Genomic DNA, 12,289 nt, shown 5'->3' with positions numbered 1-12,289 from the left:
GCGAAATGATAAAAAAAAGGCGCCGAAAGGCGCCTTTTTTGTGTCTGTTGTTTTTGAAAGAAGTGCCATTATTGCTGCGTTATCGGTGACCCAGCAATACCTGTTACCCCAATGGTGCCATCCCCTTGAAAAAGGGGGATCTCGTACGGCAAGTGACTCACACAAATTGAACACAATACTCGCTGGTGAAGATCCTCACTTTCGTGAGGATGACGGTTTAATTTGGATTGGGTATACATTGGATTCGAGACAGTAAAACACTTGACCTGTGTGGCCGTCGTCCCTTTAAAAAGAGGACTTCGTGCGGCTGGTGACTCACGCAAATGGAGCACAATACTCGCTAGTGAAGATCCTCACTTTCGTGAGGATGACGGTTTAATTCGGATAGGGTATACATTGGATTCGAGACAGTAAAGCCGTGACCAGTGTAGCTGTCATCCCCTTGAAAAAGGGGACCTCGTGCGGCAAGTGAATCACACAAATTTAGCACACTACTCGCTGGCGAAGATCCTCACTTTCGTGAGGATGACGGTTTAATTCGGATAGGGTATACATTGGATTCGAGACAGTAAAGCCGTGACCAGTGTAGCTGTCATCCCCTTGAAAAAGGGGATCTTGTGCGGCAAGTGGCTCACACAGATCGAGCACAATACTCTCTGGCGAAGGTCCTCACTTTCGTGAGGATGGCGGTTCAATTCGGCTTAGGTATTAATTGGATTCGAGATAGTAAAACTGTGACCAGTGTAACCGTCATCCCCTTGAAAAAGGGGATCTCGTGCGGCAAGTGGCTCACACAAATCGAGTACAATACTCGCTGTCGAAGATCCTCACTTTCGTGAGGATGACGTTATTGCGGAGGTGAGAACACAACAGACGAGTAATGAACGGCAAATAAATCGCTCGTGCGTTATATATACCTAAGCACCTGGCGGAATCGCCAAACTATCCGCAATTAGCTGAATCAGCTTATCTTCCACTTCAAATCGCAGTTCAAGTATCTCACCAACTTTAGACATATCGTCCTCGAAACCCGGAAGCTCATCTTCAAATGATACTTGTACATACTTGTCGTTGAACTCAAGTAATGGGTCTGTGGTGAGAACGATCTTAGCGTAGGTCGCATCGATATCATCGTTGGTCTTAAAGCCAGTCGCCTTCCACTTATCCATCACCATGTCGTAGATCTTAAAGTGGCCTTCAGAGATGTAGTCGACGAGATGATCACAAAAGGAGCTGATTTCTTTCGCTGAGGGAAGCTCAACCACGTTAGATTGGGCTTGAGCGGGTTGAAGGGAACCGAGCTTACAGTATTCAACAATAAGCGCTTGTCTTGTTTCTAGCCAGTGGTCGATGACTTCGCTAGAGCCACCCCATTGTTCTTGTACTTGTTTGAATTTATTTAACATGACCATGTCCTCATGATCGGCACTGCAATTGGCAGCTGCACGCTTTGTAACGACAAAGAGTAAAAGAGAATTCATTTCTCATTCACCAGAATTAGAATTTCGAGTTTTCTAGCTGGTATGAATTTAGATTGCCAGTAAAATGGACGAACTGCAAGTGAAGAGGATTCATGATGTTAAAAAAAAGTGAAAAGGTCATTCGCCAGGCTTATTGGTGTGTGGTGTCAGGGAATGAACTTTGGCTTGCAGACGGTGATGTGCCGCTTGGTTCGGCAGAGCAGTTTTCACTGCCTGCTCAGCAGGCAATAAAAGTAGGGGAGTTTGACGGTAAGCCCGTGATGTGGCTTAACGATGCCGACCTAGAAGGAGAGCGAGAGCTAACCTCGCTGCGCGAGTTGCTTCATATTCCAGAAGCGCTGTTCTATCAAATTTCTAAAGCAATTCAATACGGCTACATGAGCCAGTCTATGCGTTTTTGTCCTCAATGCGGAGGTCGCAATCACCTCAACCACAATCAACTCGCTATGCAGTGCCAAGACTGCCGAACGCTGCATTATCCACGTATCTTTCCCTGCATTATTGTCGCCGTGCGCAAAGGGCAAGATATCTTGCTGGCACAGCATAATCGGCATGCAGGCGGCATGTACACGGTTATCGCCGGGTTCCTAGAAGTGGGTGAGACACTAGAAACTTGCGTTGCCCGTGAGGTGGAAGAGGAGACAGGCATCAAGGTTGCCAATATTCGTTATTTTGGCAGTCAGCCATGGGCATTTCCTTCGAGCATGATGATGGCGTTTCTAGCTGACTATGAGAGTGGGGATATCAAACCAGACTACAGCGAACTCAAAGACGCACAGTGGTTTAATACCAATGAGCTCCCCTTAGTCGCGCCTGAAGGGACCATTGCCAGGTCGCTCATTCATGCGACCGTCGAGGTGGCTGCAGCAGAAAAATGACAAAAAAAACCCTCCGCGTGCGGAGGGGGTAAGTAAGATGTCGTTATGAGATGCTGAGTCTAGAGACTCAGTAGTATTATTGTAATTTTCGCTAGCAAACAAACTTTTAACATTCCTTTTGGTCCTTGGCAAACTCACTTCAAAACTGCGTATTGATAATATGATCTGCTTTGCAAAGTGACTCTTTTTTGAGCGGTAGCGCAACACAGGCGATGACCCTCAAATTTTGGTAAAAGAATTGTTATCTAAGGCTGCCAACCATGAATGAATAGCGGTAAACTAACGCCTTTCGAATTGGAGAAAAAAGAATGACGGAATTAAAGAACGATCGCTATCTTCGAGCGTTGTTAAAGCAACCTGTAGACTACACACCAGTATGGATGATGCGCCAAGCGGGCCGTTACCTTCCAGAATACCGTGAGACTCGCTCAGTAGCGGGTGATTTCATGTCACTGTGTAAGAATGCAGAGCTAGCGTCTGAGGTGACTCTTCAGCCGCTACGCCGTTTCCCACTGGATGCCGCCATTCTATTTTCTGACATCTTGACGATTCCTGATGCAATGGGCCTAGGTTTGTACTTTGAAGCGGGTGAAGGTCCTAAGTTTGAGCGTCCTATCACTTGCAAAGCTGACGTCGACAAGATTGGTATTCCAGATCCAGAAGGCGAGCTAAAGTACGTAATGAACGCCGTCCGTCAGATCCGTAAAGACCTGAATGGTGATGTTCCGCTGATTGGCTTTTCTGGCAGCCCGTGGACTTTGGCCACTTACATGGTAGAAGGTGGCAGCTCAAAAGCCTTCACTAAAATCAAAAAGATGATGTACGCAGAGCCACAAATCCTGCATGCACTTCTTGATAAGCTAGCAGACAGCGTTATCGAATACCTAAATGCTCAGATCAAAGCAGGTGCTCAGTCTGTAATGGTATTTGATACTTGGGGTGGCGTCTTAACACCTCGCGATTACAACCTGTTCTCACTTCAGTACATGCATAAGATTGTCGATGGCCTTATCCGTGAAAATGAAGGTCGCCGCGTTCCAGTGACCTTGTTCACTAAGAACGGTGGCATGTGGCTAGAGCAAATCGCTGCAACGGGCTGTGATGCGGTTGGCCTAGACTGGACCATCAACATTGCCGATGCGAAAGCTCGCGTAGGCGATAAAGTGGCGCTTCAAGGTAACATGGATCCATCCATGCTTTACGCGCAACCTGAGCGTATTCGTGAAGAAGTGGCGACCATCCTAGAAGGCTTTGGCGACGGTGGTACAGGTCATGTATTCAACCTAGGTCACGGCATCCACTTGGATGTGCCACCAGAGAATGCAGGCGTGTTTGTAGAGGCAGTTCACGAGTTATCTAAGCCATACCACAAGTAATAAGCTGCTGGCTACTTACGTCTAAATAATGAGATGCCGTTATTTCCCAAAGGGGAGTAACGGCATTTTTGTTTCACTTTGACTACGCTTTAACTAGGTCTTGTGTTGTGAGGCAACCCTATGTTCAAAGTGCTTGTTTCCTTTCTAGCTTCGCTGCTACTTCTCACCGGTTGTGCCTCTGACGTCGCAACCGACTATAACTCTAGCGTCAACTTCGCTGCGTTCAACACGTATCAATACCAAGAAAGTGCGTCAGTACCAGTCAGCCTAGACGGCGCGCGCATCAAACAAGCCGTTGATAACGAGCTCAATGTTCGAGGTTTTTCCATGGTGGAGCAGGGTGCAGATCTGGTTGTTCGTTATGACATCCTTGAGGGTACAGAATTAAGAGCCGATGGTCCTAGTTTTGGATTTGGTATCGGAACGGGTGGTTACAACAGCGGCTACGGTGTGGGTGTCCGCACCCCAACACGAGTGAAGGAGAAGAAATTTGGTAAGTTGGTGGTCGAGCTTGTGGACCCAAAAACCAATGATGTAGTGTGGCGCTCAGTCTCGCAGCGCCAGCTAACCGAGACCATGGAGCCAGCCGACAGAGATGTGTTTGTACAGGAGCAGGTTCATAAGATGTTTGAGGAGTATCCTGCAAACTAGCTGTATCCGTTTAGGTCATAGAGCTTTTGGATCATGGTGATCCAAAAGCTTAAATACCGCCCTAATACCCACGCTCAAAATCAATCAAATTCTGCAGCTGAAACCCATCACGCCAACGCAGATAATTCTCAGCAAATATCTCGACCACCTGCTCCGGAAAACTGATTGCCGCTATATGAGGCGTCACCGTTACGTTTGGATTACTCCAGTAGGGGCACTCTTGCGAGATAGGCTCATCAATAAACACATCCAAAAACGCATGCACCAGATTGCCGCGCTCCAAGGCGTTAAGCAGAGCATTGCCATCCACCGTTTGACCGCGCCCAACATTAAAAAACAGCGCATGGCGACAAGCCGCAAATAGGCGCTCATCGAAAAGACCGTCAGTAGATGGCGTATTAGGGAGCGTGTTGACGATGATATTCGCACTTTCAAGCGCTTTGCCCGCCTCATTGATATGGTAGGTCTCTGCAAAGGCACTTTGTCTTGGTGGGATTCCGGTGCGATTAATGCCTACAGGGATTATCCCCAGGGCTTTGACTGTATTGGCAAGATGGCTACCAATCGCGCCAGTACCAAAAATGACCATGCGTTTGCCGATCATGGATTGATAAGTGTGAGGCTGCCAATCACGTTTTTGTTGCTGCTGCTTGTAAAGGTCGAAATGTCGGAAATAGCCAATCGAGTAACCCAGAACGTATTCACTGATCTGCTGACCAAATATGCCTTTCACATTAGTCAGTTTGTAATCCTTGCGAAGTGACTCGCCAAGCAGTGCATCGATACCTGCGTACGTTGACTGAACCCACTCGACATCCTGTGCGTCATCCAATTGCTTTGCCAGTTTTGGTGGTGCGGCCAACAAGATGGTTGCGCCATTGAGGTCAGTGGTGATCTCGAGATCTGGCAACTGTTTGGTTTCAAGGAGCTTTCGGTAGTGGTCATTGTTGTCCGTCACAAGTGCTAGGCGATGCTTTTGCGTCGTCATTTCTGGCTATTCCCTATCCGTTTGGTTACACTTCCGCTGTCTACATTCACTACGGCAGAGCGACCATGTTAAAGAACCCTATTCAGGTACGTATCGAAAAATTTGAGCCTTGGCAGCATATCACTTTTATGACCTGTTTGTGCGAACGTATGTACCCCAACTTCGCTATGTTCTGTGAGCAAACCGAGTTTGCGGAAGCGCGCGTGTACCGCAATATTTTGGATGCGGTATGGGAACTGCTGACGGTGAAAACCGCTAAAATCAACTTCGAAAAGCAGCTTGAGAAGCTAGAAGAGGTCATTCCGAACTCAGAAGATTTCGAGATGTATGGCGTATACCCGGCGATTGATGCATGTTTTGCGCTGTCGACGCTTCTGCATGGTTTGCTTGACCGTGATTACCTACTGGAATCGAGCCTTAAAATTAGTCAGCAGTCAGTGGCGACGGTTGCTCAACTAGAGCAGGCTGAAACTGGTGTTGAGATCACCAATGACAATCAAAAAGAAAACGAAGCTGTGTGTGAAGAGTGGGATGTTCAATGGGCTATCTTCCGTCCGCTACGTGACAGCGAAGAGCGCGATATTGAGTTGATTAAAGACCTGCGCCTAGAATTGAAAGAGCAGGGCATCAGTAATATTGGTGTTGAGATTTAAATACAAAAATGGCCCAGTTCTCTGGGCCATTTTGTTATAAACCGTTGTAGCTTATTCGATTAACAAACCACTCTTTGATGCCTTCTGGTGTCTTTACCACGAATTCATCATCGACTTCTTTCTTTAGAATCGCTCTTGCCATTGGTGCATCAATGGAAATGTAGCCTTTTGCGCCACCGTAGATTTCATCAGGGCCGACAATACGAAAGCTCATGGTGTCGCCATCTTCGTTCTCAATCTCGACCCAAGCGCCAAAGAAGACTTTGCCTTCTTGCTGAGGGGAGTAATCGACCACAGTGACTTGCTCTAGGCGCTTGCGAAGGTAGCGGACGCGGCGGTCAATTTCGCGTAGGCGCTTCTTGTTGTACTGATAGTCAGCGTTCTCGGAGCGATCTCCAAGCGACGCAGCCCAAGTCACTTTTTTCGTCACCTCAGGGCGCTCTTCACGCCACAAGAAATCGAGCTCTTTTTTAAGTTTGTCATACCCTTCGCGGGTAATTAGGTTTGTTTTCATTGTTCAATCGTTTCGCCATTCATCATTGCGAACTGAGTCCACTCACGGAGTCGTGGATTGATTCGCACATGACTACATATTGCCATGAAAACAGAAAAGCTCAATCTATGCTGGAGTAGCGCTTTTCTCGCTGTGAACTTCGGCAGCGTTGAGTCGACGATCTCTTTGTACTTTCTGGTGGTGACTCAGCAGCGACAAGATCCGACCTTCATCATGAATCTGTTCAAAGAACGGGTTGGCAGTCAGCGCATTAATATTGCACTCATATACGCTGAGTTCGCCAATGCTGTACTTTTCTGGGATATAAATGTCGGAAATCACCGTCTTAGCGTACGGTTTGATCGCTGTGGTGAGCACTTTCTTGCCTTCAAACATCTCGCAAGCATGGCGGTGAACCTGACGATATAGCGTTTTATCGAGGGCGAGATAGCTAAGTAGGCAGTCTTGGCCGCTGCCATCTTTACCATAAACGATATGACCGACCATCGCGTTATTGTGAAGGGCGACCACTACATGTATTTCACTGACAGACATCACACTGATCAGGTCATCAAAGCCGATGTTGCGATAGTTCTCTTGCGCGTAAAGGATCTGCTCGCGATAGACCTCAGGCAGTTTTTCCCAAGGGTAGGTGACATAGCGATCGATAGTGCATGGGTATAAAGTATCGAATCCGACAAAGAACTGATCGTATTTCTCAACGCTTTGAATGAGCCTCAGCTCTTCTTCTGAGTACTGATAAGGCTGCTGAAAAAACGCTGCCACGCCAACGCGTCGCATGAGTGAGGGTTGGCCATTGCCATGCTCCCATTTACTCAGCATCGGCTGATTGACGCCTTGAAAAGCCCGGTGAGACAAACTCAGCGCTTCCACGAGGTCTAGTTGAGACATGCCATTGAAGCTTCGCCAGTGCTTAAGTGCTTGGGCAAAATTATCACGCGAAAAATGAAGTTCCCATTGGGGCGCTAGAGTCATAACCTTTCCTTGAACAATTCAAAACAAGATACCGTATACAGGGTATATGACAGAACGACGCCTCGTACGCTAAAACCAAGTTTCAGAATGTTACAAAGCGTTAGCGAGCGCAAGGAATATGGCTACAGGGTTAAATAGGTTTCAGGGGGTAAATTTCCTCAACATGCGATAAACATCGCTCATATCACATAGAACTGTGACGAAGATGAATAATATAGACCATAATTAATAATCTCTAACAATTCCGTGCACAATTCTTACGCAAGGAATGTTACATTTACCGCTGATACGCTGATTTGTCATAGTGTTAGACAATTTAGTGTGTGGATAGCCTTTTTAGTGGTGGAATCGAATATGCAAGAAAATCACAAGATTTTAGTTGTTGATGATGATGCACGTCTGCGTGCATTACTAGAGCGTTACTTATCAGAGCAAGGATTCCAAGTACGCAGTGTTGCTAACAGTGAGCAGATGGACCGCCTGTTAACCCGTGAAAATTTTCACCTTATGGTATTGGACTTAATGCTACCTGGTGAAGATGGCCTGTCGATCTGTCGTCGTTTACGTAACGCCAACAACATGTTGCCGATTCTAATGCTGACAGCGAAGGGCGATGAGGTAGACCGTATCGTTGGCCTTGAGGTTGGCGCGGATGACTACCTTCCTAAGCCATTCAACCCGCGCGAGCTACTGGCTCGTATTAAAGCGGTGTTGCGTCGTCAGACTATTGAAGCGCCAGGCGCACCTAGCCAAGAAGAGTCTGTGGTTGAGTTCGGTGACTTCCGACTAAACCTAGGTACTCGTGAGATGTTCCGCGGCGAAGAAGCGATGCCTCTAACCTCTGGTGAGTTTGCAGTACTGAAAGCGTTAGTGACTAACGCGCGTGAGCCAATGTCTCGCGATAAACTGATGAACATGGCTCGTGGTCGTGAATACTCAGCAATGGAGCGTTCAATCGACGTTCAAATCTCTCGCCTACGTCGTATGCTCGAGATTGACCCAAGTAAACCTCGTTACATTCAAACGGTATGGGGTTTAGGTTACGTCTTCGTGCCAGACGGCAAAGAAGCATAATCTCGCTGGTTTTATGAAGGCTCTGGATGGATTCAGAGCCTTTTTTGTTTATTATCAACTCTCGTCTTCGCTCCAAAGGAAACGTTATGCGCTTTCGTAGCTCGTTCACCCAATCCATTCTTCTGTTCTTTACTCTGCTTATCGCCAGTCAGGTTTTCTCGTACTACGCGGTGTATAACTACGCGCTGGTACCGAGTTTGCAGCAGTTCAACAAGATACTGGCGCATGAGTTGGTGTTCTTCTTGGAAGATACCGAAGATGTCGATGGTCAGATTGAGATGGATGCGCCGCTGCGCAGACAGGTGCTGGCTCAGTTAGGTGTGACCATTCATGCTGATGACAGTGCGATGGCGAATGAGTTTAATCATGCACTGCCTATCGACTTGATGAGTGAAGAGATGACCGATGAGCTGCAGTCCAATACCGAGGTGCGGCTTATCTTAGGCGAAGAGAGTTATATTCTCTGGATGCAGATTGATGCCTTGCCGAACTCATTGATCCGTATTCCGTTGTCTGAGCTGCAAGAAGAAGACTTCGCGCCGCTGTTTCGTAATAGCTTGATTATGGCATTGCTTGTCATTGTGGGTGGTTGGTTGTTTATTCGATTGCAAAACCGTCCATTAACTGCCTTGGAGAATGCAGCGAAGCTGGTGGGTAAGGGGGAGATTCCGCCGCCACTGCCAGAGCGAGGCGCGTCAGAGATTCGCTCTGTGACGCGTGCATTCAATCAAATGGCGAAGGGCATTCAAGAGCTTGAGCAAGACCGCACATTGCTCATGGCCGGTATTAGCCATGATATCCGCACACCGTTGACTCGTATTCGACTCGCGACAGAGATGATGTCACCAGAGGATAGCTATCTGGCGGAAGGCATCATTAGTGATACTGAAGAGTGTAATGAGATCATCGGTCAGTTCATGGATTACCTTAAACCGGTCAACACTCAGTCGTTTGAGCCGATGAGTCTCAATGACATCTCATCCGATATTGTCTCTTCAGAGGGGGGCTATGAGGTGCAAATTGAGTACGCGCCAATGAAGAACATCAAAGATATCGAAGGCAGCCCAATTGCCATCAAGCGGGCCATTACCAATTTGGTAGTGAATGCGGTTCGTTACGGTAATGGTTGGGTGAAGGTCACGACAGGGATGACGGTGGACAATAAACTGGCTTGGGTCACCATCGAGGATAATGGTCCAGGCATCGAAGAGAGCCAGATAGGTCGTTTGTTCGAACCGTTCACTCGCGGTGATACTGCCCGCGGCAGTGAGGGCACCGGTTTGGGCTTGGCGATCGTGAAACGAATTATCAGCCAGCATCACGGCTCTGTAAGCATTACCAATCGCAGTGGTGGAGGCTTGAAGGCACAAGTGAGTTTTCCTGCGCTCAAGAATGGGTTGAGATAGTGGATGCTTTGATTTGCTCGTGGGCTGTAGAAGATCCCCTTTTTCAAGGGGATGACAGCGTGGCGGAGGATGACAAGTTTTTAGTTCGATTTTGAATGAAGAAATTACTTCGTCATCCTCACGAAAGTGAGGATCTCGTGACGCGAGTGCCTAACCTAGTTGTGACGTCCAACCTACCATTTACGCTTTCGCGTAAAACTCTCGGTCGCCTAGCCAGCGGTCGATAATCTTCTTGGCGTTGTCTGGATATTGCTCATGAACATGGTGCGCAATGCGTTGCACCTCTGGCACTAACCGCTGGTCGCGCACCAAATCTGCTATCTTAAACTCAGCCAATCCCGTTTGCTTGGTACCCAGTAGTTCACCCGGTCCACGGATCTCCAAGTCTTTTTGCGCGATCACAAAGCCATCATTACTCTCACGAAGCACGCCTAAGCGCTTCTGTGCGGTTTTAGAGAGTGGAGAGTGATATAACAGCACACAGTGACTCGCCACGCTACCACGGCCCACACGGCCGCGTAGCTGGTGCAACTGAGCCAGACCAAGGCGCTCTGGGTTCTCGATAATCATCAAGCTGGAGTTAGGGACATCCACGCCCACTTCAATCACCGTGGTCGCCACCAATAGATGCAGTTCATTGTTTTTAAAGCGCTGCATGACGTCTTGTTTCTCAGCTGGCTTCATGCGGCCATGCACTAGGCCTATTTTTAGGTCGGGTAGTTTACGCTGCAGGTCTTCAGCAGTGTCGGCGGCCGCTTGAGCCTCAAGTACCTCGGACTCATCAATAAGGGTACACACCCAATAGGCTTGCTTGCCTTCGTGTAGGCAGGCGTTTTTCACCCTTTCAATCACATCATCGCGCTTAGTATCGGGAATAGCGACGGTTTGAATCGGGGTTCGACCTGGTGGAAGCTCATCGATAACCGAAGTTTCTAAGTCAGCATAAGCAGTCATCGCCAGCGTTCTTGGAATTGGCGTTGCCGTCATGATTAATTGGTGCGGGTAGAAGCCTTGCTTCGCCCCTTTTGCACGTAGCTCTAGACGCTGGTGGACACCAAAACGGTGCTGCTCATCGATAATGACAAGGGCGAGGTTGTTAAATTCAACCGACTCTTGAAACAGCGCATGAGTCCCCACCACCATCTGTGCTTCACCACTGGCTATGCGCGCCAGCTCGGCTTCTTTCGCTTTACCTTTCTGCTTACCAGACAGCCAACCGACTTGGATGCCCATAGACTCAAACCAGCCGGCAAAGTTAATGGCATGCTGCTCTGCAAGCAGTTCAGTAGGCGCCATCATAGCGACTTGATAGCCGTGTTCAATGGCGCGCACGGCGGCCAAAGCGGCAACCAGCGTTTTACCTGAGCCCACATCGCCCTGAACTAATCGCATCATAGGGATTGGCTTTTGTAGATCGGCTTCTATCTCTTGAACGACGCGAGCCTGAGCACCTGTTGGTGAGAAGGGCAGTTGTCCGAGTAGCTTTTGTTTGAGCGTCTCGACAGGCTGCAGCGCGATAGCAGCATCTTGCTGGCCTTTGCTGCGAACGGCCAACATCGATAGGTTCTGTGCCATCAACTCTTCAATGATAAGACGCTGCTGCGCAGGGTGCTTGCCTTCATCAAAATCGTCGAGGTTAATATTCGGTGGCGGGCGGTGAATTACGTGCAGCGCCTCAGCAAGCGTCATCTGTTGGTTGTACAAGCCGCTTGGGAGGAGTTCATCTACTGCTGCACCGTCCATTAGCTCAAGGGCTTGGTCGGTTAAGCTCTTTAGAGTGAGCTGCCTCAACCCCTCAGTTGTCGGGTAGATGGGCGTCAGTGTTTGCTCTAGCTTTGGCGTTTTCCCTTCAGTATGAAACTTGTATTCAGGATGGATGATTTCAAGACCATGATTACCGCGCTTTACCTCACCATAAGCGACAATGATGCGCCCTTCAGAGAAGTTGTTCTTCATAGCCGCGGTGAAGTTGAAAAAGCGCAAGGTAATGGTGCCATTGCCATCACTAACTTTTACCGTCAGCATCTTGCGACGACCAAAGGCCACATCGCTGCTCATCACCTCACCTTGCACTGAACCCCAAAGACCGGGGTGCAGTTTGACGATAGGGTAAATACGCGTGCGGTCTTCATAGCGATGAGGTAGGTGAAACAGCAGGTCTTGCACTGTGTGCAATCCTACCTTTTCAAGTTTCTCTGCGACTTTTGCCCCAACGCCAGAAAGCGAAGTTAAAGGAATTGCCGACAGTAACTGAGCCATATTCACCATCCATCAGAGTGTTAGATGAGAATAT

Annotated in this window: 11 protein-coding genes; 6 read left to right on the top strand and 5 right to left on the bottom strand. The window is 48.3% G+C overall.

Annotation, left to right across the window (positions count from 1 at the left end; all coding sequences use genetic code 11):
* Positions 1 to 917: 917 nt before the first annotated feature.
* Positions 918 to 1,412, bottom strand: coding sequence for an Rsd/AlgQ family anti-sigma factor (locus tag J4N45_RS17830; RefSeq protein ID WP_042478978.1), 495 nt, complete (start codon positions 1,410 to 1,412; stop codon positions 918 to 920).
* 164 nt (positions 1,413 to 1,576) lie between these two features.
* Here J4N45_RS17830 and nudC point away from each other — a divergent pair, with 164 nt between their 5' ends.
* From nudC to J4N45_RS17815, 3 genes are all read left to right on the top strand, one after another.
* Complete coding sequence (nudC, locus tag J4N45_RS17825) at positions 1,577 to 2,359, top strand: NAD(+) diphosphatase (protein WP_252014716.1); 783 nt, start codon at positions 1,577 to 1,579, stop codon at positions 2,357 to 2,359.
* A 308-nt stretch (positions 2,360 to 2,667) separates the two neighbouring features.
* Positions 2,668 to 3,735 (top strand): uroporphyrinogen decarboxylase, encoded by a 1,068-nt coding sequence (gene hemE / locus J4N45_RS17820; RefSeq protein ID WP_042478979.1) that lies wholly within the window; start codon positions 2,668 to 2,670, stop codon positions 3,733 to 3,735.
* 120 nt (positions 3,736 to 3,855) lie between these two features.
* Positions 3,856 to 4,386, top strand: coding sequence for a DUF4136 domain-containing protein (locus J4N45_RS17815; protein WP_252012879.1), 531 nt, complete (start codon positions 3,856 to 3,858; stop codon positions 4,384 to 4,386).
* 61 nt (positions 4,387 to 4,447) lie between these two features.
* Here the strand turns inward: J4N45_RS17815 and J4N45_RS17810 are convergent, their stop codons facing one another.
* The gene (locus tag J4N45_RS17810; protein ID WP_252012877.1) at positions 4,448 to 5,374 is read right to left on the bottom strand and encodes a D-2-hydroxyacid dehydrogenase; all 927 of its coding nucleotides are present in this window, start codon (positions 5,372 to 5,374) and stop codon (positions 4,448 to 4,450) included.
* A 65-nt stretch (positions 5,375 to 5,439) separates the two neighbouring features.
* Here J4N45_RS17810 and J4N45_RS17805 point away from each other — a divergent pair, with 65 nt between their 5' ends.
* Positions 5,440 to 6,027, top strand: coding sequence for a YjaG family protein (locus tag J4N45_RS17805; protein WP_042478981.1), 588 nt, complete (start codon positions 5,440 to 5,442; stop codon positions 6,025 to 6,027).
* Between the two features lie 34 nt (positions 6,028 to 6,061).
* On the opposite strand, the gene greB is transcribed toward J4N45_RS17805, so the two are convergent.
* Both greB and J4N45_RS17795 read right to left on the bottom strand, forming a co-directional pair.
* Positions 6,062 to 6,541, bottom strand: coding sequence for a transcription elongation factor GreB (gene greB, locus J4N45_RS17800; protein ID WP_234494973.1), 480 nt, complete (start codon positions 6,539 to 6,541; stop codon positions 6,062 to 6,064).
* A gap of 105 nt (positions 6,542 to 6,646) precedes the next feature.
* The gene (locus J4N45_RS17795; RefSeq protein WP_252012875.1) at positions 6,647 to 7,516 is read right to left on the bottom strand and encodes a helix-turn-helix domain-containing protein; all 870 of its coding nucleotides are present in this window, start codon (positions 7,514 to 7,516) and stop codon (positions 6,647 to 6,649) included.
* Between the two features lie 354 nt (positions 7,517 to 7,870).
* On the opposite strand from J4N45_RS17795, the gene ompR reads away from it, so the two are divergent.
* Complete coding sequence (gene ompR / locus J4N45_RS17790; protein WP_006071277.1) at positions 7,871 to 8,590, top strand: osmolarity response regulator transcription factor OmpR; 720 nt, start codon at positions 7,871 to 7,873, stop codon at positions 8,588 to 8,590.
* 86 nt (positions 8,591 to 8,676) lie between these two features.
* Positions 8,677 to 9,996 carry a two-component system sensor histidine kinase EnvZ gene (gene envZ / locus J4N45_RS17785; RefSeq protein ID WP_042478986.1) on the top strand — a complete coding sequence of 440 codons (1,320 nt, stop codon included), beginning with the start codon at positions 8,677 to 8,679 and terminating at the stop codon, positions 9,994 to 9,996.
* A gap of 180 nt (positions 9,997 to 10,176) precedes the next feature.
* Here the strand turns inward: envZ and recG are convergent, their stop codons facing one another.
* The gene (gene recG / locus J4N45_RS17780; RefSeq protein ID WP_252012873.1) at positions 10,177 to 12,255 is read right to left on the bottom strand and encodes an ATP-dependent DNA helicase RecG; all 2,079 of its coding nucleotides are present in this window, start codon (positions 12,253 to 12,255) and stop codon (positions 10,177 to 10,179) included.
* Positions 12,256 to 12,289: the final 34 nt, after the last annotated feature.

The organism is Vibrio sp. SCSIO 43140 (genome assembly GCF_023716585.1).
Classification (GTDB): Bacteria; Pseudomonadota; Gammaproteobacteria; order Enterobacterales; family Vibrionaceae; genus Vibrio; species Vibrio maritimus_B.
Note: the sequence above shows the minus strand (reverse complement) of the source record. Positions and strands in the feature narration are given on the sequence as shown.

What these genes read in the sequence shown, in the direction of transcription:
- J4N45_RS17815 (WP_252012879.1), top strand. Translation starts at nt 3,856, where the DNA reads ATGTTCAAAGTGCTTGTTTCCTTTCTAGCTTCGCTGCTACTTCTCACC.
- recG (WP_252012873.1), bottom strand. Translation starts at nt 12,255, where the DNA reads ATGGCTCAGTTACTGTCGGCAATTCCTTTAACTTCGCTTTCTGGCGTT.
- nudC (WP_252014716.1), top strand. Translation starts at nt 1,577, where the DNA reads ATGTTAAAAAAAAGTGAAAAGGTCATTCGCCAGGCTTATTGGTGTGTG.
- ompR (WP_006071277.1), top strand. Translation starts at nt 7,871, where the DNA reads ATGCAAGAAAATCACAAGATTTTAGTTGTTGATGATGATGCACGTCTG.
- J4N45_RS17795 (WP_252012875.1), bottom strand. Translation starts at nt 7,516, where the DNA reads ATGACTCTAGCGCCCCAATGGGAACTTCATTTTTCGCGTGATAATTTT.
- J4N45_RS17830 (WP_042478978.1), bottom strand. Translation starts at nt 1,412, where the DNA reads ATGGTCATGTTAAATAAATTCAAACAAGTACAAGAACAATGGGGTGGC.
- J4N45_RS17810 (WP_252012877.1), bottom strand. Translation starts at nt 5,374, where the DNA reads ATGACGACGCAAAAGCATCGCCTAGCACTTGTGACGGACAACAATGAC.
- greB (WP_234494973.1), bottom strand. Translation starts at nt 6,541, where the DNA reads ATGAAAACAAACCTAATTACCCGCGAAGGGTATGACAAACTTAAAAAA.
- envZ (WP_042478986.1), top strand. Translation starts at nt 8,677, where the DNA reads ATGCGCTTTCGTAGCTCGTTCACCCAATCCATTCTTCTGTTCTTTACT.
- J4N45_RS17805 (WP_042478981.1), top strand. Translation starts at nt 5,440, where the DNA reads ATGTTAAAGAACCCTATTCAGGTACGTATCGAAAAATTTGAGCCTTGG.
- hemE (WP_042478979.1), top strand. Translation starts at nt 2,668, where the DNA reads ATGACGGAATTAAAGAACGATCGCTATCTTCGAGCGTTGTTAAAGCAA.